Here is a 20,910-nt window from a genome sequence, read left to right on the forward strand (position 1 = left end):
GCTATATTGAAGGAGCGAAAGCCACCGGATGGAAACAAGCCATCAACCAACTAGCCGTGGCTTACCCTGACCGATTCGCGGACTACTTGTAAACCAAGCCCCCGCACACAAACAATCGGACACTCTCCGCACGACCTCAGCGTTTGCGGCTTTGATTTGGTTTTCCGGGTCTAACTTCACAAACACCGTCAATAGACACCCATGCCTTGTGTTTTCAGAGCACCAAACCGGCAGGATCCAGACTAATCGTCAAATTCGATGCCGACTGCCTCCGCTTTCTCAACCAACCCCGCCATTTCTGCCGGCGCCTCGGCAATCTCACCGAAAACAGTCTGAACCTTCTCGACGTGTTTGGGATCCCCGTAAAAACCGATCCCCTCCCCCTCCGGATCAAACTGCACACTGCCATCAATCTGGGCCGTCGACTTGAAGTACCCCGCCAACCCCTCAAGGAAGTACCCATTAGCCTCATGCCCCGTAGCAGCCACAGCCTTATCCAAATCAGAACCAACCACAACCTGGATATAGACCGAATGCTGGCCCTCCAACTCCCCAGCAGAAGCATCCAACTCAACACGACGCATCTTCAACCCCGACGCAGACTCAGATTCCTGAGCATCATGATCAATATTCTCATCCGGCGGACTCAACTCCGTCGGGATATCCACACCCAGGTGGTAGCAACGATACTGCTCAAGCCACAAATCCAAAAACCCAATCGAAAAAAGATCCCACGGGATCAGCTGGTAGGTACGCTCCTCATCAGTTGCAGCCCTAGTAGCCGATCCAGTTACCCATCTACGGATACGCCAGTTGGCCGTGTCAACGCTGTCAACATCAAGCGGGATCTCGTCTTTAAGTTCCGTCGGAACAAACCCAGGCAACCCCGGACGATACTCGTCCCCACCAACCGCGACTTTCGCAGGGTCAAAATCCCCCGGCACAGACTCGACCTTGCCCTCCCGGATAAACGGCCCGCCTTTACGGACCGCACTCTTAAGCAAAGGAAACGGCGGAACAATCCACTCCGACGACTGACCGACATCAGCCCCAAGCCCCAAAACAGCCAAATTCTCTGCAGTACGCGGAACCGCTACCAAACAAGCACCACCACTACGGTGCTTAGCCTCATACACGTGGACCTCCAGATCACCACCACGCGTCGGCATACGAAGCCGCGTATTATCCGACGGCCGAATAGCCTTCATCGACTCATCAAACAACATGAAATACGTCATCAAACCAACCCTCACTAGTCGACGAACGTGACTGAGCCCAGCCCCCCTAGCTATTCGGGCAACCACGGATCCACAGGATTGGTATTGGCCTTCCGCATCTTGTACGACAACGCTTTGACCATCTTCCGATCAGCCTCCGTCGTGGCCGTCCGGGCAATCGCATCCCAATGACGCTGATGACCCTTGGTAGCGAAAAGATACTGGAACAACCCCTTGATCTCCTCGCGCTCATACGGAGCCTCAACCGTCCGATGGTCACGGTCATAAAGCTCCAACATCCGGTCCAACAACTCCGGATCATGCCCCGTCAGCCGCTCCAGACAGCTGAACATGTGGAACCGCACAGCAAACCTCGGCTCCGCAAGATAACACTGAAAAAGAGTCTCGAAATACTGCCCGTGCCTCGCCCACAGATGCTCATCGACCACCCGGGCAAGCCCAGCAACAGCATCGACATCCTCACACCCCTGCTCAAGCTGCTCAGCAAGACGCGTGACAAACACGTCTAACTCATCGTCGCTGACAACGTCATAACGCGTAGGCAAATCAGACATCAAATACCCCTCTAGCTGAGATACACCGCGACAGCATCCCCACGCCGCGCCGCATCCATGTAGAAATCCGACAAAGCCTCAACCTCATCAGGATGAGTGAAATCATCCAGCGAAAGCTCGTCGAGCACCGCCGCTAAACTCGCCACCTGATCAGGAGTGTTGATCCGCATCCCATCAGTCACGTCCTCGCCGTCCCAATCCGCAGCACCGAAAACAATGCGGCTCGCCGTCGACTCATCCGTGAACTCTGCAAGCTCCTCAGCTACCTCACCAAAGAAAGTGTCGATGTCCACCACTGGACGACTCGCCGTCTCAAGCGCATCGACGATCGCGTCTCGGCGATCCCCAGCCGAGCCACCATCCAGGTCAGCAAATTCATCCTGGCTAAAAGAAATGTAGAACGGAATGACCACTATTACTTATCCTCCACTCTCGTCGGCGGGCCACTAACCACCCGCTGGGCATCATCCAACTCCGGCATCCACGCAACCACACCACGTCGATCCAACTTCGCCTGCGACTTCGACGTCAACATCGTGAGAAACTCAACATCCTTCTGAGTATCCACGCTTTGTGCAATCAGATCCCAATGCCGCTGCTTGCCCTTCTTAACCACCATGGTCTGGAAATATTCCTTGAGCGTCTCACCCGTCGACCCAATACTGCGATGATCAGTCATATACATCTCCAACATCCGGTCAAGCAGCTCACCCCGATTACCTGCCAAACGCTCTAACGAGAAAAACACCTGGCCCCGGAAATGATTCGTCGGCACCTCGTAATAACACTCCTCAAAAGCATCAAACAGATACCGATGCCGCGCTTTAAGAAACTCGTTGACCGCACGCACCATGTTGGTCGCCTGAGTAGGGGTGCACATTTTGCGACGGATAGCATCCCTCAACCCGTAGACATACTCCTCGAGCAAATCATCAGGCATCTCCCCATGCCGCGACGGCACCGGAGTATGCAACCCCATTGCCTCAGCCAACTCTGTCGCCAGATCACTCATCACTACTCCTTTGCAAGCCACCTCACCCCAGTCCTACAGCAATTGCTCTACTACAGGTTCTGCCAGTCAGCCTCACCAGCGACATCACCACCGGTTGCAAGCCAATGCTTCACTAACCGCGCGACCTCATCAACACTGGGAGTGAAGGTGAAAAACTGCTGCTTGTGTGCATCCCGACATTCCTCAGCTCAATCTCCATCCTCTTTTCATCGCAGGGCTGCCCCGACGCACTGAAACAATCCGAAGGAAACTGAGTCATGTCCTCCATCGTCTACGAAAATCCCGGGTAGCGCTTGATTGCCAGTGATTCCTAACCGACTCAGGTCATGCGAGGAACGCCTCCACCAGTTGGACCGCATCTTCGTAACCGCAGGAAAACTGCGCAGGCGGAGCGCTCTTGTTCAATGTCGCGCGGCGGTCTACCACGTAGGAACGGGTGAAGAAATCGTATTCGACAGTCAGTGCGTCGCCGCTCGCATCATCAAGAAGAAAAACAGCAGTATCAGAATCAGCGCCGGCAATGATGCTTTCGCGACGGATCAACCCCAACGCCCGAACGGCCGTCGTCGGCGATGCCCACGCAAGCCGATAAGTGATCTCAGATGTGAAACGCGGGTCCTCATCGCCAGCCAGATAGAACTCACCCGTCGTCAGATTGCAGACACCCAGACCATCACGCGCCGCAGCCTCAAGCAGTTCCTCCGGAACCGAATGGCTCCACGCAACCTCCACAGTCATGAGGCGGGAATTACGGACGCGCGGGGTAGACAAGCCGTCGATAAGCGCGCAAACCTCCGCATAATCTACGAGTCGCGGATCTGGAGCGCTATCCGCGCTCGACGCCTCGACAATGCTGAAAATCGTGTCGGTGCCGGCACAACCAGACGGAATGAAGACCGCAACAGTGCATGCGGGCACCGCTGACCCACGCTCCGAATGGAACCTAGCGGAGTCCTTCTCAACCTCCGCCGCAAGACTGTCCTCCCCCAACGAACGCAACGACGCGGCCAAATTCCGCGCATCTGTCTCACTGTGGTCGCTTCCGCAGCGCTCACCGGCAGAAATACACTGCGCAATCCACGGTGCAGACACACCATTGGTGAAGCCCGCTACGTCAGCTTGCAACTGTGCAAAACGCTCAGTGTCCGGCGCGCCGTCACGCTGCAGCCGGATAGCCGTAGTCAATGCATTCGAAGCCTTGCCAATCAACGCCGCGTTGAACAGCGACTGCGGCGCGCCCCGGTAGATCACCCCGTCATTGGATGCCGTGCGCAACGCCGGGTCGAGCACACTGACGTGCGCCACCACCGACTCACCTCCAGGATCGCCAAGAGAATGCGACGGCTCGAGCACCAACAGCGATGCCAGCGACGGCCCCTTGAGCAAGAACGATGTCTCGTTCTCACGCTCCCAGCCACTTGCCACTAGGAAGCAGGCCAGAGGCTCACAATCCGGCGTCTTCATCACTGCCTGTTACTGCTTCGCGCCCTGGGCGCCCATCGCCCAGACAACAGCCGTGGGTTTCCCGTACGTTGCAGTGACCTGCATTTCCCCGTTGTCAGTGATCAGGTGAAGGACCGTTACGTCATCGTCGATCTGCTCCCACCCCTCAACCGCAAAAACCCTCACTCTCAAGTTGGAGAGCCACCCGGTCCAACGGCTGGGCAAGCGGAACCCCGCACAACGTGGAATCCTCACTGACCCCAATCGACAATGCCGTGACAATATCGCCCGCGAACTCGCCGGAGACATTCGCCAACTCCCCGAACTCCTCGACGACACCGCCCCTGAAAGTCTTGCCCCACACCGCATCAGTCAGAAAGAAGTTCGAGACCTTCCCCTCGTAGTAGTCCTGCGTATGCCCCAACTCGAACCCCTCAGGCGGGCGCACAGTGAAATCCATCGCGTACCTCGGCATTGCTCAATTTCCAGATGGCCTTGTCTGCCAAATGCTAACCGCGACTCTGGTTTCGCCGCCACGAATCGGGACGCGAACGCACGCAGTGCCTGTCACTGCTTCGGCGGAAACGCAGCGTCCAGTAACTCCACGTCCGTCAAAGGATGCCGGAAGGGCGGAAGCATTTCCACGGAATGGCACCGGCTCTTCACGCGGGGTGGCGGCTTCCGGAGACGCGAAACACCCCCTCCGGTCGCGCGTGCGACCGGAGGGGGTGTCGTCGATAAGCGAAAAGTGCTTACTTGAGGGTGACGGTTGCGCCAGCCTCTTCGAGCTTGGCCTTAGCAGCCTCAGCGTCGTCCTTGTTAGCGCCCTCGAGGATGGCCTTCGGTGCGCCCTCAACCATCTCCTTAGCGTCCTTCAGGCCCAGGCCGGAGACGATCTCGCGGACAGCCTTAATGACGCCGATCTTCTTGTCGCCAGCAGCCTCGAGAACGACGTCGAACTCGTCCTTCTCCTCAGCAGCCGGAGCATCGCCAGCAGCGCCCGGAGCAGCTGCAACAGCAGCGACCGGAGCGGCAGCGGTCACGTCGAAGACCTCCTCGAATTCCTTCAGGAACTCGGAAAGTTCAATAAGGGTCATTTCCTTGAACTGCTCAATGAGCTCATCCTTGGAGAGCTTAGCCATGGTGGCTTCCTTTCTGTTGTGGCCTTATGCGGCCAGATGTTTGGTGTGCGTACTAGTGGTGGAAGTCGCCTTAAGCGGCTTCCTGCTTGTCCTGCAGTGCGGCAACGAGTCGTGCCGTCTTGGATGCCGGAGCCTGGAACAGGCCAGCAGCCTTCGCCAGAGAACCCTGGAATGCGCCGGCGAGCTTGGAAAGAGTGGTCTCGCGGTTGTCCATCTCTGCGACAGCATCCACCTGGGAGGCGTCGAGAGGGTTACCGTCCATGTAGCCGCCCTTGATAACGAACATCTCGTTATCCTTGGCGAACTTCTTCATGACCTTCGCAGCGTCGACCGTTGCATCGCCCTTGATGAAAGCGACAGCGGTCGGGCCGGTCAGAAGATCATCGAGACCCTCGATGCCGTGCTCGTTGGCAGCGATCTTAACGAGGGTGTTCTTGGCGACGTGCAGTTCAACGTCAAAACCGAGCTCACCGCGCAGCTCCTGCAGCTGACCCACGGTCAGGCCGCGGTACTCGGTGAGGAAGACAGAGCTAGCGCCCTCGAATTTCTCCTTCAAGGCAGCAAGCTCAGCCGTGTTCTTCGGGTTTGCCATGACACACGCCTCCTTCCCATTACTTCATGTCTTGTCCGCCCGGAGCAATGAAAATTGCCCCGTGCAGAAGCACGAGGCACAAGCGCTTAAAGCGCGAAGGAATGCCACGTTTCTCCTGCGTGGGCCGATCCCTGGGGGGATTCCTTCGACTCTTCCGGAGTGTCTCCGGTTAAGTGACCGACGGTCTTCGGTGAAACTTGAGCTCGGGATTTCTCCCGTTCAAACTTCGGTTGGTTACTTTAACGTGGCCCCTTGGATTTCTCCAAATCCTTGATCATGCGCCGAGCTGCGTCGAAGAGAACGATGCCGCCGATGAGCGCCATCACGCCGATTCCCAGGGCCAAACCGGACCAGAATCCGCCCGCGGTGAGCGAGGCGAGCGCCCCCGCCCCATCGACATTCGTCGGCTGCTCCTCCGGGGCACCCTCGCCGTCTTCGTCCATGTACTCAAGGTTGTCCCCGTCGATCGACGAGCGGATCGGCGACGATTCCTCGCCCGCCGGTTCAGCGTTATCCGTCGCGCCGTCTTCGCTCTCCGCGTTTTCTGCGCTGTCCTCGCTGCCTTCACTGCTTTCGTTGTCAGCGCTGGAGGTGCCTGCGCTCGCCGCCGCCGGCTGCGCGACGGTATTGCCCTGGGCAGAGCTACTGGTTCCTCCACCGCTTCCTCCGCTGGTTCCTCCCCCGCTGGCCGCGGTGAGGTCCGTCGATGCAGGCGTACCGCCGTCGGCATTGGTCATCGCGGGTGCGGGCACTCGGTTCAGCTCTGTCCTGCCGTCGATGCTGTTGCGCGTGTTGTCGCCGGCGGTGTTGTTGGCTGTGCCACCGGATTTCTTGGCCGGTTTTTTGCTGGTGCTTGTGTCGCGGGATACTTTCTTGGCTCTGTCTCCTTTGGCTTTGTCAGATTTAGCTTTGTCGGCTTTGTTTTTCTCGTTCTGCTCTTCGATGGCGCGCAAGCTCGCGTCGAGCTTCTTGCCGAATTTCTTCACTTCGTTTTCGACCATCCCGATGTCCTTGGTCGTCCACGGGTTCTTGCCGTTACTGCCGCCGGTGGAGTCGTCGGGATCGTCAGGGGTGGTGCCGGAGCCGTCAGAACCGCCGGGTTCTGCTGATCCGTCACACGCATCGGCGTCGCCGAGGTCGGAGTATCCGGCCTCCTTGGCCTTGCGTGCGTCGGCGATAGTCTCGTCGCCGACGAGGAAGGGCACGTCGATGGTCTCGTCGATGTCAGCGCCGTCCGCGGTCTTGCCCGTCACCCGGTACTGGACTGTGTAGTAGCCCGGCGCGTCAAAGCCGTAAGCCAAGTGGTCGTGGGCGTTCATCGGGTACGTCAGTTTCCGATCGCGGTTGCCGGAATCCAACTCGATCTTCAGGCCCGTCAAGGACTCGTGCCAGGCCAGCATGCGGCCGGGGCCAGTGAAGTCGTTGATGGACACCTCCACCGTGCTGCCCGCTTTCAAGACGCCCGGCGCGAGGTGCTCGGTAGAAAAGCCCGGCCACGGCAGGCCTTTTTTCTGCGACTGCGGCAGTGCCCACAGTGTTTCAGGCTTGCCGGGCAGCGCGTCGCGGATTGCCCCCTTCGGGTTCGCCTTCGCGGCGTCCGGAACTTCGAGGGCGAAGGATCCGCTAGGGCGCGACACTGTGTTGCTCGGCGTCGATCCGTCGCGAAGCGTGAATGACAACGGCTCCTCCCCGCCACCGGCGAGCGCGATGTCGAGGTGCCCCTCGGAGATGAAGGTGTCCGGCTTACCGGCGAGCGCCCGGGACGCATGGCATTTCTCGTCGCCCTCCGGCGAGGTGCCAGGGTTTCCGGGCGCAGGATCCTCGCCGCCTGCCGGGGGCTGCTCGGGTGCTGGCGGTGTGGTGCCTTCGCCGGCGGGCTTGGTGATGGGGCGGAGCTCCTTCGTGGTGTCCTTCGGTAAGCCGACTTCCTCATCGGAACCGACGAGCCAGTACTGGGTGACGGGCTCAGTCAGCTCTTGAGTCCCGTCTTCGAGTTCGGCGCGACCCTGCCAGGTGATGGCGTAGATGCCAGGCTTGGTGAACGTCCAGTTGAAGTGGCCGTGCGCGCCCACCTCATAGTCGATGGTGTGCTTGCTGTCGTCGGCACTGTTGAACACGTGCTCGACATCGCCTTCGCCGCCGGAACCGCCGAAGAAGATATTCATCTCCCCCGGGCCCGAGAATTCCTTGAGGTCGAAGTGCATCGTGTCGTCCGTGAAATTGTTCGGCACCTTGCCGTCGATCTCGTGGTTCGGGTCGAACGCACCCAGTCCTGACCAGATCGGGCGCCAATTATCGGTGAAGTCCACCGCCTGCGGGGCAGACCAGATCAGCGAGCCCGGCTCACCGAGGAAAGACAAATCCTTCGAATCCGGAACTGCGATGCGGCTCAGTTCCTTGCCGTCGGGGTCCGCATCAGGGGCGAGGCGGAAGCAGAGGTCGTCCATGGGCACGACGGCCTGGCCGTCGACAGCCATCACCGCGAGGTTCTGGTCCGCGTCGCGGGTGCCGTACAAGCCGTCGACGTGGGAGTGGTACGCCAACTTCCTGCCGGCGCAGGGGTGCTCGACCTCTTTGCCGTCCTGCGTGGTCATCGTCGTATCCGCTGGCAGATCCACGCCGAAACCGGCATCGCCCGGGACGTGACTGTCGCTCGCAGCGGCAGGCTTATCAGGTTTTCCTGCATCGTCGGCGTTATCAGCCGCAGACGCCGCGGGGGCCGCAAGTGCACCGCTGCCCACTGCGAGGAATCCGGCAGCAGCCACGGCGACCGCGCGACGGAGAGAAGAGGTATCAACGAGAAACTGCATCGACGTTCGTCCTTTCTTTCGGTGCGCGGTTGCGAATCCGTTCGGTGACAAGGCCTTGCTGCGGCGCGAACAGCCAGCTGAGAACGAAGATCACGGTCAGGCACAGCACGACGGTGGCGCCAGTCGGGGTGTCATACGCCCACGACAGCCACACGCCGAGCACGGAGCCGGTGATCCCGGCGCCGGCGGCGAGCGCCATCATCACGCCGAGCTTGTCGGTGTACATCCGGGCGATCGCAGCCGGGGTGACCAGTAGGGCGACGACGAGAATATTGCCGATCGTGCGCACCGAGATCACCACCGCCGTGGTCACGGCGAGGTACAGCAGCAGGTCCAGCGCAAGCACGGGCAGGTTCATGGAGCGGGCGGTCTCCCGGTCGAGGCTCACCGCAGTCAGCCACGGCCGCAGCCCGATGATCAGCGCCACCACGAGTGTTCCGGCAGCCAAGGAGACCCACATATCGCTCGTGGACACACCAGTCAGCGAGCCGAACAAGAAGGAGGTCAACGAGGCAGTGTAGCCCTCCACCCGAGAGATGATCACCAAGCCGAGCGCGAAAGCAGCGGCGAAGAAAATGCCGATCACGGTGTCTTCTTTCACCCTTTCGCGCTGTGAGAACACCGCGATCAAGACCGCAACCACCATGCCCGCGACAGCACCGCCGAGCAGCACTGAGGCCTGCAGAGCGAATGCCACCGCGAGGCCCGGGAACACGGCGTGCGCGACGGCATCGCCAATGAACGCCATGCCGCGCAGGACCACGTAGCATCCCACCACCGCGCACACCACCGAGGCGATCACCGCCACGATGAGGGCGCGCGGCAAGAAGCTCAGCTGCGGATTGGCTAGGTCCATCAGGAACTGCCAGAAACTGATCTCAGGCATGAGCGCCTCCCTGCGCAGCGTGGCGGCTGGGGGTCTCTTCCGCATCGAAATCGAGCCCGATTCCGGCGAGCCAACGCGAATCCTTATCCACGCCGAATGCTTCCGACCACGGCTCCGGGTCCGCCAGGCACGAAGGGCTACCGTCAGCGACGATGCCGCGGTTGAACAGCACGAGACGGTCGCAGGAGTACACAGCTTCGGCGATATTGTGCGTGGACATCACCACAGCGACTCCCCCGTCCACCAGTTCGCGGAACAGCGCAAGGAGCTGCTCGGTGGTGGGAATGTCGAGGCCGGTGAACGGTTCGTCGAGAAGCAAAAGCTTCGGCTCGCGGCTGAGTGCGCGGGCGACGAGCACGCGCTGGCGCTGCCCGCCGGAGAGTTTGCCCACGGGACGGTCGCGCAAATCCCACAGCCCGACTTGCTCGATAGCTTTCGCAGCCGCGATGTGGTCCGTGCGGCCAGCGGGACGCCACCACGGGCGGAGGCTCAGCCGCCCGCCAAGCACCATCGAATAGACGTCGATGGGGAAATCCCAGGCCACAGAGTGCCGTTGCGGGACATAGCCCACCGCACGGCGGGCTGCTTTGCCGGTGCGCTCCGCGATCTCGACGGCCCCGGTGCGGGCCGGGATCAGCCCGAGAAGGGCACGCAGCAGCGTCGTTTTTCCCGCACCGTTCGGGCCGAGCAGACCAACGAATTCGCCGGCGTGCACCGTCAGGTCAACGCCTTCGAACACCGTCAGCGTGCCGTAGTCGACGCTCACGCCGTGCGCCGTCACGACCGGATCTTGCAGGCAGTGCCGCATTAGGCATCCCTGCCGATCGATGCCGCCGCTTCATCCCGCTCCGCGCGCGCACGGCGCAGCCAGACAAAGCTCAACGCGCCCACGACGAGTGCCGCAACAGCGAGCCCGCCGAGCACCCACAGCACGGGAGAGATTGCGCCGTCTTGCTTATCGACGTCGCCCTGCTCCCCCTTGTCACCGCTGTTCTCCGCGTCGCTGCCGCCTTCGCCTTCTGCGGTGCGCCAGGGACCTGCGAATTCCGCTGCGGCTGCCTCCTGCACATCGGTGCCCTCACCAACTGCGAAGCGCACGACCTGCTCGGAGACGTGTTCTTTTCCGTCTTTGTCTTTGACCACCGCGCGGGCACCGACGAGGTGGACGCCCGGCTTGGTGAACACCCAGTTGGCGTGCGTGTGCGTGTTCAGCTCCACCCACATCGGCTGATTGCCCTTCAGGCGCGAATTCCACAGCTGCTGCGGCTCGCTGAATCCGCCAGACTGCAGGAACAGGGAGAAATCGCCTTCGCCTTCATGCCCACCGAATTCCAGGCTGACGCCGCGGTCGGTGGTGTCCACCACTTTCGGCGACTGAGTATTCCACCCCAGCCACGGCACACCGGGGACTTCATTTTGCGGGACCACCCACACCTCGTCTCCGGCCTTCGCGCCTGTGAAGTCGAAATCTTCGCCCTCCGGCAGCGTCTGCTTCGCCTCATCGGAGACCTCGAAAACCACGTCCTCAAGATGGCGCCACACCGGCGGCACCTGCGAATCATCGCGCACCATGAAGGTCATTTCCCCGTCCACGTACAGCGGGCCAAGGTCCGCGTGCCCGGCGGAGATCACCGCCTTCTCCCCCAGTGGCGCGATCTTTTCATCGTCCTGCACTGTCTGCTGCAGAGCTGGGTCATCGGCGGGGGCTTGGGAGAGGGCCAAGGGGGCGTCGATAAGCGATGCTCCGAAAAGTCCTGCTGCGAGGACGGACGCTGCGATACGAGTGCGGGTGCGGGTGTGGGTGCGAAAATTCATGAGTTGTTCCTTTCATTTGCGAGGCACGTGGAAAGCGATTGCGCATTGCTGCGCATGAAGTCGATATAGGTTTGCGCCGGGCCCTTCCTTGGCGGGTCGAGCGCGTCGCCGCGGATGGTGCACACCTGGATCCCCAAACGACCGGCGACCTCGGACAGCTCCGCCGGGCGGCTCTGCGCGACAGGCTCGAGGAAGACCGCCGGGACGTTGAGGTTCTCCAACGTGCGGGTCAACGCGATGACATCGCGCGGACTAGGTTCCACCGACGGGTTCGGGCTGACATACCCGGCGAGGGTGAGCCCATAGGCGTCCGCGAGGTACCCGTACCCGTCGTGCGTGGTGACCAAATTGCGGTTGCTCTGCGGGATCGTGCCGTAAGTGCGCTTCATCTCCGCGTGCAGATCATCCAGCTCGGCGAGGTAGTTCTCGGCGTTGGTGCTGTACTGCGCGCTGTGCTGCGGATCCGCGGCACCCAGCTCGTCGCGCACCACCTTGACCACCGCTTTCACGGCTTCGACGTCGTGCCAGAAATGCGGGTCGTATTCACCGTGGACATGCTTGCCCAGCACTGCCTGCGGGAGCAGGTACGTCTCGTCGCCGGGGTTGCCGAGGAAGCGGTACTCGCGCCCGGCGGGCACCTCCTGGAGCGTCGCGCTCGGCACCGCGATGACCGTGCGAGCCGGGTCGTATTCGTGGCGTGTGGACTGCGTGACACCCCGTTGGTCCTTCTTCGGCGCATCGCCGAGCAGCGCCAGCCGTCCAGTGCGTTCCGCACCGAACTCCGCGGTGATGTCCACGTGACCGTGCTCTAGCACCTCCGCGCCCGGCACCGCCGTGTGCGGATCCACGCCGACGGCAATGGTGAAGGTCTGCTCCTGCAGCGGCGTCGCCGGCTCCCCCACCGCATCACGTGCATCAGCGCCGATGGTGAGCTTGTAAATGCCCGGTTTACTGAACGCCCAACTGACATGCGTATGCGCATCCACCGGAAGGGTCGTGGCATCATCCGCGTCTGCGCCGTCCGCGGAATTGAATAGCAACTCCGGGGTCCCGAACGTGCCCACGATATAGGCGGCCGCGTCGCCTGGGCCTTCGAGCTTCTTCAGTGCAATATCAGCCACCGCGGTTTTCGGCACCGCTGGTGGGTTCTGCTCCGGCGCCCCGGCTGAATCCTGCTCTGGAGCCGCGACGCGCAAGCCGAGCCACGGCGCGTCCAAGCCGGCGTCCTCCACGAGCATGCGCGGCTGGAAGCCGTGACGCTGCGCCTGCTCAGCGACAGGAACGACACGCGCATTTTCCGGCACGGTGCTCTCGACGGTGCGCTGTAACTGCTGCGGCTCGAGCAACAGCCCGTTGGTGAACACCGCATCGGCGTACGCGATATCGCGCACGGCCCGCAGCCCCAACTCGTAGCTGTGCGCGTCTGCCCCCGCCGGGATCAGCCCCGTCACATCGGCGGCATCGCCGGCGACGTGGGAGACGATGTCCGCCAGGATCGAGGTCGTGGCCACGACCTTCGCCTTACCGTCGGCGTCCTCCGCCGCGGTCGACGGACCACTACACCCGGCGAGTGCCGCCACCAGTCCCAGCGCGGCTAGACCGCGCGCTGCGGCGTGTCTGCTCATCCAATCAACTTCCGGGAGATCCGGATCATGCCCGCACCGAAGACCAGCACACCGATGCCCAGAATGGCGAACGGCACAGTCATGATCGACATCCCGGTGTCCGCGAGACTGCCACCGGCAGTGCCTGACGCGGCAGCGCTACCCGAGCTTCCTCCAGCACCACCCGCGGCGCCACCGCCACCGGAAGAGCAGCTGCCCTTGGCGTCATAAATCGCGCCGAAGTCGAAGTGGCCGCTATCCGCATTGCCCTTTCCGCCGACGACGAATGTCAACGTGGCAGAACCGCTCACTGTCTCGCCGCTCTTCGTTTTCGCCGACTGCTTCACCGTCACCTTGTACGTGCCCTCTTTGCCGAAAACCCACGACGGGTGCACGTGCGTGTTGCCCGGGATAGTGTGGCTGCCTTGTGCCTTGCCGTTGCTGGCGCTGAACCATTGCTCGCCCACGACCTGGCCGAGCCCGCCCTGGGTGAATACCGTCATCGGTCCCGGACCCTCGAAGTCAGTGACCTCCCAGGTCACCTCGCCGGTGGTGTTTTGGATCAGCGACTCGTGCTGGGTATTCGCCCCCAGCCACGGCACACCAGCCTGCTGCACCGAGCCGATCATCCAGACATCCCCCGCCGGGACCGGTCCGATCTCCTGCGGCAACTGCGCCTTCGCCGCATCACCCAGGCCGAAAGTCAGCCCCGCCGGGTCTTTCCACGATGCCGGCGAGGTGCGGTCGTCTTTCACCCGCGGGACCAGAGCAGCGGTGCACTTCTCGCCGCCTTCTCCGTTGCTTCCACCGTTAGCGGCCTGCGCTGGCTGGGCGGCGGCTGCGTTGCTGTTGCCGCTGCCGCCAGCTGTGGTGCCCTTGTCCGTTTTCGATTTCGTGGTGGAAGAATCGGTCTTTCCGGTGCTTTTCGTCGTCGTCTTCTTCGTCGAAGAATCAGAACCACCGTCGCTCAATCCTGCGGCCGAGCGGTCCCTGCCGGTTGTGCCGGTATCGGAGTCGGAATCGTCTGCGGATCCATCGCCCTCGCTGACCTGCCAGGTGTAGGTCGCCTCGTTCGACTCCGCGCCGTCCGCGACAGCCTTCACCGTCATCGTGTACGTGCCCGGCTCGGTGAACAGCCAGTTGGTGTGGACGTGCGACGGTTCACTCTGCTCGATGACGCTGCCAGAACCCAGCGTCAATTCACCGTCAGCGAGAACGGACGCGACGTCCCCGAACCCCTTCTCTTGGAACAGGTACACCTCGCCCGGACCGTCGACCTCTTCAAACGTGATATCAACCGCATCGAATCCACCCGACTTCACATCGGTCGAGTCCCAACCCGGCCACAGTTTGTCGGATTCCTGCGTCTGCGGCAGCAGATAGCCACTCTCGCCGATCTCGGCGACATCAGCAGTCGCATCGGTCCGCGTGTTCTCCCCGACCTCGAGCAGCACATCCGCCGGATCGTGGGTCACGTGCTGGCCGGTGACATCCTCGCGGAGATCGAGCTTCAGGTCCCCGCCGTCAGCGGAGACGTGAAAGACGTCCACGTGCCCGCTATCCAGGGTCAGTTCCGCCGCGCGGGCGTATCCCGTGCCAGCTGCGAGCGCCAGAACTGCGCTCACCAGGATGGTGACAGCCTTGAACACGGCCACGCCTGCACGCTCCAGCACACCTTCGCTTTCGCCGTCGCGGGGAATTCGCCCCGCCGCTGTTTCAACGCGCGACACTCCGTGGCACCTCTCTTCATTTTTGCGCTAGATGATCGCGCGCTAGATTACGGCAAATAGGAATTATTTTCATCTAGTGTAGATACAATCACCCACATTTGGCGGTAACCGTTTTCAATAAGGCGCATGGTGCGGAGTTCTGACCGGAAAGTGAATCAGACCCTTGAACCCCTCACCGCCTAGAATTAAAACAGTCCAACTTTCGGGGGCTAGTTCATTCAGCATGACAGACAGTCATACCGGCGCTGCTCATCCTTGACAACAGACGAACTTTCTTCGTCTCAGTCTTCCCGTCAGCCTTCGACTTTCTGGTGGAGGCCGTGCCAGCCGGGCAGCTTACCGAGCGGACACGCTTTTCCGCTTAACGCAAAAGTGCTCGGCGTAACTGCAGGAGACATCGAGAAGTCACGAAACCTTGTTTCTTCTTACACGGTCTGCCGCTGCGACCGGCGGCGGTCGAGGATCTCCTGCAGGGCGGACCCGTCCCTCGCCCATCGGGCGTATTCCTCTGACGTGAAACCGAGGAAGGCATCGAGTGAAAGGTTCTCGCTTCCCGGTGCATCGTCGTGCCATGCATCAACCCAGTCGTCGACATCGTCCGGGCGCGCATCCCCGTCGAGGCACGCGTCCACATACGTCCTAAACATCGATCCTCCTCCCTTTCACCGCCGGGCCAATTAGTTCGCCTGAGATCACATCGAACACTCCGACGTGCTTTCCTTGCAGGTTATAGCCCTCAATGTGCCCATGCAATAGGCCCTGGCCGGGTATCAGGCACCAACGCAAAAGACCCCGCCGAAGCGGGGTCAGATGCACGAAGCGGCGAGGAGGCTAGTGCCTCACGCTATTTACGCCTCGGTGTAGTTCTTCTGCACGTTGGTGTCCACCGGGATGCCGGGGCCCTGGGTTGCAGAGACGGTGATCTTCTTCAGGTAGATGCCCTTGGCGGATGCCGGCTTGAGACGCAGCACCTCGTCCAGGAGAGCACCGTAGTTCTCGGCGAGCTGCTCCGGGGTGAAGGATGCCTTGCCGATCAGAGCGTGGAGGTTGGAAGCCTTGTCCACGCGGAAGGCGATCTTGCCGCCCTTGGACTCGGAGACAGCCTTGGTCACATCCGGGGTGACGGTGCCGGTCTTCGGGTTCGGCATCAGGCCACGCGGGCCGAGGACGCGAGCAACGCGGCCGACCTTAGCCATCTGGTCCGGGGTGGCGATAGCGACATCGAAGTCGATGTTGCCGGCGTTGATCTGCTCAATCAGCTCGTCGGAACCGACGATGTCGGCGCCAGCTTCCTGAGCCTTGGTGGCGTTCTCGCCCTCAGCGAAGACAGCGACGCGGACGGTCTTACCGGTGCCGTTCGGCAGGTTGACAGTGCCGCGGACCAGCTGGTCAGCCTTGCGCGGGTCGACGGACAGACGCATCGCGACGTCGATGGTTGCGTCGTACTTCTCGGATGCGGTTTCCTTAGCGAGCTTGACTGCCTCGAGCGGGGAGTACACGCTCTCGCGGTCAACCTTCGCCAGCTTCTCGTTGTAAGCCTTGGAGTGCTTCTTGGCCATGTTGATTTCCTTACTTGTCAGTCAATGACATGTCAGTAGTTGGAAGTGTGGTGCGGGTCAGACCAGACCCTCCCACTGGCTAGGTCCCGGGGCGGGACTAAGCCGAGGACATGAAGAAGGTTTACTTCTTCACGTCGATGCCCATGGAACGGGCGGTACCAGCGATGATCGCGGCGCCAGCCTCGATGTCGCGGGCGTTGAGGTCCTTCTTCTTGGTCTCAGCGATTTCCTTGCACTGCTCCCAGGTCACAGAACCGACCTTGTCAGTGTGCGGAACGCCGGAGCCCTTCTTCAGACCAGCAGCCTTGAGCAGCAGCTTCGCGGCCGGCGGGGACTTCAGGATGAAGTCGAAGGAGCGGTCCTCGTAGACCGTGATCTCCACCGGGACGATGTTGCCACGCATGGACTCGGTCGCAGCATTGTAAGCCTTGGTGAACTCGACGATGTTGACGCCGTGCGCACCGAGAGCCGGACCGACCGGCGGTGCCGGGTTAGCCATACCAGCCTCGATCTGCAGTTTGATCAGGCCAGTGACCTTCTTCTTAGCCATCGGATTACCTCTTTCCTAGGTACAGACTCCAGCCACGATGAATAACTGGGCCTTCCGGATGCCACCTCGACGCTTTTCGCTTATCGACGCAGCCACCGGGGACGAACGTGTTCACGCACCTGCTTGTGTGCAGGCACGACCGATAAGTGTATGCCACCACGCTCCCCTGGCCCAAATCGCGAAAAACCGGCCACGGGGGCCGGTTTTTCACAGGGTAAGCAGTGCTCAGAGTCGCGGCACGCTACATGATGCGCTCGATCTGGTCGGCGGTGAGCTCGACCGGGGTCTCGCGGCCGAAGATGGACACGAGCGCCTGAATCTTGCCGGTCTCCGGGTCGATCTCGTTGATCGTTGCGGAGACGCTGGCCAGCGCGCCGGAGAGAATGGTGACTGCCTCGCCGACCTCGAAGTCGTGCGCGACCTTCGGCTTCTCTTCCTGCTCCGGCATAGCGATGACGGTCTCGCCCTCGGCATTCGCCTCGGTCTTGGAAGCATCCTCGTCGACCTTCGGCTCCTTCGGCATGAGGAATTTAGCCACGTCGCGGTGCTTGACCGGGGTGGCGTTGCCCTCGTTGCCGACGAAGGAGGTCACGCCCGGGGTCTCGCGGACCACGGACCAAGCCGCGTCGTTGATGTCCATGCGGACGAGCACGTAGCCCGGAAGCAGCTTGCGCTTGACCAGCTTCTTCTTGCCGTCTTTCAGCTCGATGGCCTGCTCGATCGGGACGACCACGTCGTAGATGGAGTCCTCCACCTCAAGGGTCTGGATACGCATGTCCAGGTTGGTCTTCACCTTGTTCTCGTAGCCCGAGTAGGACTGGATGATGTACCACTGGCCCGGCAGCTTCTTCAGCTCACGGGTGTACTTGCGCAGGCGCGCCTTGTACTCAGCGTCAGCGGATTCCTCCGACTCACCGGACAGTGCTGCCTCCGGGTCGACGGCAGCCTCGGCGTCGGCGCCAGCTTCAGCGTCGGCGCCAGCTTCAGCGTCGGCTTCCTGGACCGGCTGCTCCGGGACATCGCCCTCGGCGACCATCTCCTGGCTCTGCTGCTCGGTGGTGTCCTCGGCGTTGCCGGCAGAGTCCGCGGACTCTGGTGCAGCCGTCTCGTCCGCCTCGGTCACTTCCGGGTCGGTGGATTCCTGCACGGCACCGCCCTCGGCGACCATTTCGGCCTCGTTGGCTTCCACGCTGTACTCGTTGTCGTCGGCCATTTCCGCTCCTTGCAGTTGGCACGCGCCGCGCGGTGACGTGGGCGCGATGGCTATGGTTTCAAGTCCTCAATTGGTGCCCAGCTTACTCAGCTAGGCGAAAAACTTATCCCGCCTTACCCAGTGTGCTGGGAGGCGGGACGTTTTCTCTACTGCGGAAGTATAGCTTAAGGGACGAGAACCTGTTCAACTACCCAGGCAGCGCCCTGGTCGACGCCCCAGACGAGGGCGGTCAAAACGATCAGGAAGCCGAAGACAATGAGGGTGTAATTGAGCATCTGCTGCCCGGTCGGCCAGACGACCTTGCGCATTTCGCTGACGACTTCACCCGGGAATGCGGCAGCGCCGTTGCCGGTCTTGTCCTGGTCCTCGGGAGCGGCCTTTTCAACGCGCTTCTCCTCGTAGGACTCAGAGGTGACAGAGCTCGCGCCGCTGCGCTGGCGCTTGCCGGTCGGCTTTGCGGTGTTCCGTCCAGGCTGATTATCAGTCACAGCTCTCCTCGAGTTGGTCTATATGGCAGGGGCGACAGGACTCGAACCTGCAACCTACGGTTTTGGAGACCGTTGCGCTACCAATTGCGCCACGCCCCTAGGTGCACTGTTTTCCGTTTCCGGCGACTCGATCACTCGGGCCACCCTCGGCTGACAGTACGCCAACCCTACCACGGCACCTGCACGGCCCCGGAGTGGGTGAGCACATCTCCCCGACCGAGACCGAGGTGATGAGTAGCGATGGAGAGAATTGAACTCTCGACACAGCGATTATGAGTCGCTTGCTCTACCACTGAGCTACACCGCCATGTGTCCGCTAGCTAGCGCACATGAAAAGAGTAAACCAATCATGTCCGTTGCCAGCAAACAACAGAGCCCCCTAGCAGAATCGAACTGCTGACCTTCTCCTTACCATGGAGACGCTCTGCCGACTGAGCTAAGGGGGCTTAAGCCTCTTAAGCGTTACCCGCTCGTTTGAAGCCTTTGAAAGATTAACCCGACGCATAATGAACATACAAATCGTCAGGTTAGAGCCTGTTTTTGGACGCTTTTATAGAGCTTTATGCGCGCCGCTGCAGCCCCACCTGCCCACACGTTCGCGCCGCGTCGGCAGTGCTGAGCGTGGGCAGGTGGTCAGGGCTTAGAACGGCAGCTTGAACTCTGCGCCGAGGTTGTCCTTTGCCCACTGAGCGATCGGACCAGCAGAGGCGATACCAGCGATGAAGGCCAGCAGGACGCCGAAGATTGCGCCGATGACGGTGCCGGCGCTGGAGCCGTCCTTAGCACCGTTGCTGGACTGGGCACTGCCCTGATCGCCAGCGCCGTTGGCATCGTCGGAGCCGTCGGTGCAGTCGACGGTCCTGACATCCTGCGCGCCGCGCATGGAGATGCCCTTACCGCCGTCGTCGGCCCACAGGAAGCGCGTGGTGGCCTCTGCCTTACCGCCGACGCACTCACCGGTGGAGGTGTAGGAGCCGAAGCCCTCGTTCGCCAGGTTGGCGAAGTGCGCCGGGCGAGCCTGGATCTCAGAAGCCGGGGCAAATTCAGAGCCATTGTGGGCAAGCAGGATGGACTGGCCGTCACACACTTCGTCGCAAAGCACGCGGAGCTGCTTGTCCTGCTGGCGGTAGTCGAGCGCCATGACGCCGGCGAACGGCGACTGGTATTCCTGCTTGAGCTCGTGCGTACCGTCTTCCTTCAGGTCGAGGAAGTAGACCTTGCCATTAGCCTCGACGCCGACTGCGAAGAGCTTCTGCTCCGGGATGTAGGAGATGGCTTCGAGGCCGGCGTTCGCCTCGATCTCGCCGACGATGTCCTTCAGGTTCCACTCCTTGGTGGCGGTGAGCTCCTCTGCGCCTTCCTTGACCTCGAAACGGAGGACGGACGGGCGGGAGACCTTCTTGTCGGCGTTATTGCGCTCGGTGGCCACGTAGATCGCGCCGTCCGGGCCGACGGTGACACCCTCGGCGTCCACAACTCCGTCCTTGTCGTCGGCGTACTTCAGCGTCCAGGTGCCGGCGAGCGTGTACTTCTTAGCGGCCTCGTCGTAGTCGAGGGCGTAGAGCTTGCCGGAGCCGTTGTTGACCACCCAGGCGCGGCCCTTGTCGTCAAAATCCACACCGGACATGTCGTCGCCAGTGAAATCGCCGCCGAGGTCGACGTCGTAGACGTTGTCGTACGGCCACGGCTCCTTTGCCTCCGGTGCAGCGGGCTCCTCGTCACCCGGCTGCTCGCCAGCGCCGGCCTCGTTCTTCGCACCGCGGGTCGACGCGCCGGTGGTAGCGAACTCGCCGGTCTTGTCCGGAACACGGCCCCAGGACGGCGCCGCGTGGCCTTCCCACGTGGTCTCTACAACGAGATTGCCCTCGGCATCGTAGACGCGGACAGAATCGCCCTTGCCCAGGCCGAAGCCCTCCGAACCGTCCGGAGTGTTGGTTGCGCCGTCCGTGTAGAAGGCGAAGTAGCCGCCGGACTCGACCTTGGTGCCCTCCGGGAACACGATCGGGGTGTGGTCGTCCTTGTTGTCCAGGACCTTCCAGCCGGAGATGTCCAGGTCCTGGTTGTTGTCCAGGTTAGCCAGCTCGACCCAGTCACCGACCGGGTCATCGTTGGAAACGACCTCGTTGATGACCAGGGAGGACTTATCAGCCGTCTCTGCGGCAGAAGCCGGGATAGCGGCAGCGGAGAGAACCAGGGATGCGGCAGCCGGCACAGCGAGTGCGGCGCGGAAGCGGGAACGAGACACGGAATGATCCTTCACATGTTGGGGACAGA

General features: G+C 61.6%; 21 protein-coding genes and 3 tRNA genes. All 24 read right to left on the minus strand.

Translation table 11 applies throughout. The annotated features are described in order from the left end of the window. Positions 1–242 precede the first annotated feature (242 nt). A complete protein-coding gene (locus ACUY2Y_RS09055; RefSeq protein ID WP_448325879.1) occupies positions 243–1,238 on the minus strand; it encodes a hypothetical protein in 996 nt (331 codons plus the stop codon). 50 nt (positions 1,239–1,288) lie between these two features. Continuing rightward, positions 1,289–1,792, minus strand: coding sequence for a hypothetical protein (locus ACUY2Y_RS09060; RefSeq protein ID WP_448325881.1), 504 nt, complete (start codon positions 1,790–1,792; stop codon positions 1,289–1,291). Between the two features lie 11 nt (positions 1,793–1,803). Further along, positions 1,804–2,205, minus strand: coding sequence for a hypothetical protein (locus ACUY2Y_RS09065; protein ID WP_448325883.1), 402 nt, complete (start codon positions 2,203–2,205; stop codon positions 1,804–1,806). A 2-nt stretch (positions 2,206–2,207) separates the two neighbouring features. Beyond that, positions 2,208–2,804 carry a hypothetical protein gene (locus tag ACUY2Y_RS09070; protein ID WP_448325885.1) on the minus strand — a complete coding sequence of 199 codons (597 nt, stop codon included), beginning with the start codon at positions 2,802–2,804 and terminating at the stop codon, positions 2,208–2,210. Between the two features lie 324 nt (positions 2,805–3,128). Beyond that, a complete protein-coding gene (locus tag ACUY2Y_RS09075; protein WP_448325886.1) occupies positions 3,129–4,268 on the minus strand; it encodes a hypothetical protein in 1,140 nt (379 codons plus the stop codon). A 145-nt stretch (positions 4,269–4,413) separates the two neighbouring features. Beyond that, positions 4,414–4,707 carry a hypothetical protein gene (locus ACUY2Y_RS09080; RefSeq protein WP_448325888.1) on the minus strand — a complete coding sequence of 98 codons (294 nt, stop codon included), beginning with the start codon at positions 4,705–4,707 and terminating at the stop codon, positions 4,414–4,416. Between the two features lie 292 nt (positions 4,708–4,999). Next, complete coding sequence (gene rplL, locus ACUY2Y_RS09085; protein WP_210572970.1) at positions 5,000–5,389, minus strand: 50S ribosomal protein L7/L12; 390 nt, start codon at positions 5,387–5,389, stop codon at positions 5,000–5,002. A gap of 70 nt (positions 5,390–5,459) precedes the next feature. Then, positions 5,460–5,981 carry a 50S ribosomal protein L10 gene (gene rplJ, locus ACUY2Y_RS09090; RefSeq protein WP_448325890.1) on the minus strand — a complete coding sequence of 174 codons (522 nt, stop codon included), beginning with the start codon at positions 5,979–5,981 and terminating at the stop codon, positions 5,460–5,462. A 239-nt stretch (positions 5,982–6,220) separates the two neighbouring features. Next, positions 6,221–8,791, minus strand: a complete 2,571-nt coding sequence (locus ACUY2Y_RS09095; RefSeq protein WP_448325892.1) for a choice-of-anchor M domain-containing protein — start codon at positions 8,789–8,791, stop codon at positions 6,221–6,223. Next, the gene (locus ACUY2Y_RS09100) at positions 8,775–9,677 is read right to left on the minus strand and encodes an anchored repeat-type ABC transporter permease subunit (RefSeq protein ID WP_210572964.1); all 903 of its coding nucleotides are present in this window, start codon (positions 9,675–9,677) and stop codon (positions 8,775–8,777) included. Before ACUY2Y_RS09100 ends, ACUY2Y_RS09095 begins: the two co-directional genes overlap by 17 nt. Beyond that, positions 9,670–10,485, minus strand: a complete 816-nt coding sequence (locus ACUY2Y_RS09105; protein WP_448325895.1) for an anchored repeat-type ABC transporter ATP-binding subunit — start codon at positions 10,483–10,485, stop codon at positions 9,670–9,672. The genes ACUY2Y_RS09100 and ACUY2Y_RS09105 overlap by 8 nt, the downstream gene beginning before the upstream one ends. Further along, positions 10,485–11,492 carry a choice-of-anchor M domain-containing protein gene (locus ACUY2Y_RS09110; protein ID WP_448325897.1) on the minus strand — a complete coding sequence of 336 codons (1,008 nt, stop codon included), beginning with the start codon at positions 11,490–11,492 and terminating at the stop codon, positions 10,485–10,487. The genes ACUY2Y_RS09105 and ACUY2Y_RS09110 overlap by 1 nt, the downstream gene beginning before the upstream one ends. Further along, positions 11,489–13,117 carry an anchored repeat ABC transporter, substrate-binding protein gene (locus ACUY2Y_RS09115; protein WP_448325899.1) on the minus strand — a complete coding sequence of 543 codons (1,629 nt, stop codon included), beginning with the start codon at positions 13,115–13,117 and terminating at the stop codon, positions 11,489–11,491. Before ACUY2Y_RS09115 ends, ACUY2Y_RS09110 begins: the two co-directional genes overlap by 4 nt. Then, positions 13,114–14,826, minus strand: coding sequence for a TIGR03773 family transporter-associated surface protein (locus ACUY2Y_RS09120; protein ID WP_448325901.1), 1,713 nt, complete (start codon positions 14,824–14,826; stop codon positions 13,114–13,116). Before ACUY2Y_RS09120 ends, ACUY2Y_RS09115 begins: the two co-directional genes overlap by 4 nt. Before the next feature lie 425 nt (positions 14,827–15,251). Further along, entirely contained in the window at positions 15,252–15,473 is a 222-nt protein-coding gene (locus ACUY2Y_RS09125; protein ID WP_259900348.1) for a hypothetical protein, read from the minus strand. Continuing rightward, positions 15,466–15,642: a colicin E3/pyocin S6 family cytotoxin gene (locus ACUY2Y_RS09130; RefSeq protein ID WP_296148797.1), complete on the minus strand. Its 177-nt coding sequence runs from the start codon at positions 15,640–15,642 to the stop codon at positions 15,466–15,468. Before ACUY2Y_RS09130 ends, ACUY2Y_RS09125 begins: the two co-directional genes overlap by 8 nt. Before the next feature lie 32 nt (positions 15,643–15,674). Further along, positions 15,675–16,385 (minus strand): 50S ribosomal protein L1, encoded by a 711-nt coding sequence (gene rplA, locus ACUY2Y_RS09135; protein ID WP_448325904.1) that lies wholly within the window; start codon positions 16,383–16,385, stop codon positions 15,675–15,677. A 121-nt stretch (positions 16,386–16,506) separates the two neighbouring features. After that, positions 16,507–16,935 (minus strand): 50S ribosomal protein L11, encoded by a 429-nt coding sequence (rplK, locus tag ACUY2Y_RS09140; RefSeq protein WP_210572950.1) that lies wholly within the window; start codon positions 16,933–16,935, stop codon positions 16,507–16,509. A gap of 241 nt (positions 16,936–17,176) precedes the next feature. Continuing rightward, a complete protein-coding gene (nusG, locus tag ACUY2Y_RS09145; protein ID WP_448325906.1) occupies positions 17,177–18,148 on the minus strand; it encodes a transcription termination/antitermination protein NusG in 972 nt (323 codons plus the stop codon). Positions 18,149–18,312: 164 nt separating this feature from the next. After that, entirely contained in the window at positions 18,313–18,636 is a 324-nt protein-coding gene (secE, locus tag ACUY2Y_RS09150; protein ID WP_296148373.1) for a preprotein translocase subunit SecE, read from the minus strand. Between the two features lie 23 nt (positions 18,637–18,659). Then, positions 18,660–18,735, minus strand: a tRNA-Trp gene (locus ACUY2Y_RS09155). Between the two features lie 136 nt (positions 18,736–18,871). Beyond that, positions 18,872–18,943: transfer RNA gene (locus ACUY2Y_RS09160), tRNA-Met, on the minus strand. A gap of 66 nt (positions 18,944–19,009) precedes the next feature. Next, positions 19,010–19,082: transfer RNA gene (locus ACUY2Y_RS09165), tRNA-Thr, on the minus strand. Positions 19,083–19,276: 194 nt separating this feature from the next. Then, positions 19,277–20,881 (minus strand): lamin tail domain-containing protein, encoded by a 1,605-nt coding sequence (locus tag ACUY2Y_RS09170; RefSeq protein ID WP_448325909.1) that lies wholly within the window; start codon positions 20,879–20,881, stop codon positions 19,277–19,279. Positions 20,882–20,910 lie beyond the last annotated feature (29 nt).

The organism is Corynebacterium sp. 20-84 (assembly GCF_053479455.1).

Bases quoted from the DNA above. Each gene is read 5' to 3' on its own strand.
- ACUY2Y_RS09055 (WP_448325879.1), bottom strand. From the start codon at position 1,238: ATGACGTATTTCATGTTGTTTGATGAGTCGATGAAGGCTATTCGGCCG.
- ACUY2Y_RS09060 (WP_448325881.1), bottom strand. From the start codon at position 1,792: ATGTCTGATTTGCCTACGCGTTATGACGTTGTCAGCGACGATGAGTTA.
- ACUY2Y_RS09070 (WP_448325885.1), bottom strand. From the start codon at position 2,804: ATGAGTGATCTGGCGACAGAGTTGGCTGAGGCAATGGGGTTGCATACT.
- ACUY2Y_RS09075 (WP_448325886.1), bottom strand. From the start codon at position 4,268: ATGAAGACGCCGGATTGTGAGCCTCTGGCCTGCTTCCTAGTGGCAAGT.
- ACUY2Y_RS09080 (WP_448325888.1), bottom strand. From the start codon at position 4,707: ATGGATTTCACTGTGCGCCCGCCTGAGGGGTTCGAGTTGGGGCATACG.
- rplL (WP_210572970.1), bottom strand. From the start codon at position 5,389: ATGGCTAAGCTCTCCAAGGATGAGCTCATTGAGCAGTTCAAGGAAATG.
- rplJ (WP_448325890.1), bottom strand. From the start codon at position 5,981: ATGGCAAACCCGAAGAACACGGCTGAGCTTGCTGCCTTGAAGGAGAAA.
- ACUY2Y_RS09095 (WP_448325892.1), bottom strand. From the start codon at position 8,791: ATGCAGTTTCTCGTTGATACCTCTTCTCTCCGTCGCGCGGTCGCCGTG.
- ACUY2Y_RS09100 (WP_210572964.1), bottom strand. From the start codon at position 9,677: ATGCCTGAGATCAGTTTCTGGCAGTTCCTGATGGACCTAGCCAATCCG.
- ACUY2Y_RS09105 (WP_448325895.1), bottom strand. From the start codon at position 10,485: ATGCGGCACTGCCTGCAAGATCCGGTCGTGACGGCGCACGGCGTGAGC.
- ACUY2Y_RS09110 (WP_448325897.1), bottom strand. From the start codon at position 11,492: ATGAATTTTCGCACCCACACCCGCACCCGCACTCGTATCGCAGCGTCC.
- ACUY2Y_RS09115 (WP_448325899.1), bottom strand. From the start codon at position 13,117: ATGAGCAGACACGCCGCAGCGCGCGGTCTAGCCGCGCTGGGACTGGTG.
- ACUY2Y_RS09125 (WP_259900348.1), bottom strand. From the start codon at position 15,473: ATGTTTAGGACGTATGTGGACGCGTGCCTCGACGGGGATGCGCGCCCG.
- rplA (WP_448325904.1), bottom strand. From the start codon at position 16,385: ATGGCCAAGAAGCACTCCAAGGCTTACAACGAGAAGCTGGCGAAGGTT.
- rplK (WP_210572950.1), bottom strand. From the start codon at position 16,935: ATGGCTAAGAAGAAGGTCACTGGCCTGATCAAACTGCAGATCGAGGCT.
- nusG (WP_448325906.1), bottom strand. From the start codon at position 18,148: ATGGCCGACGACAACGAGTACAGCGTGGAAGCCAACGAGGCCGAAATG.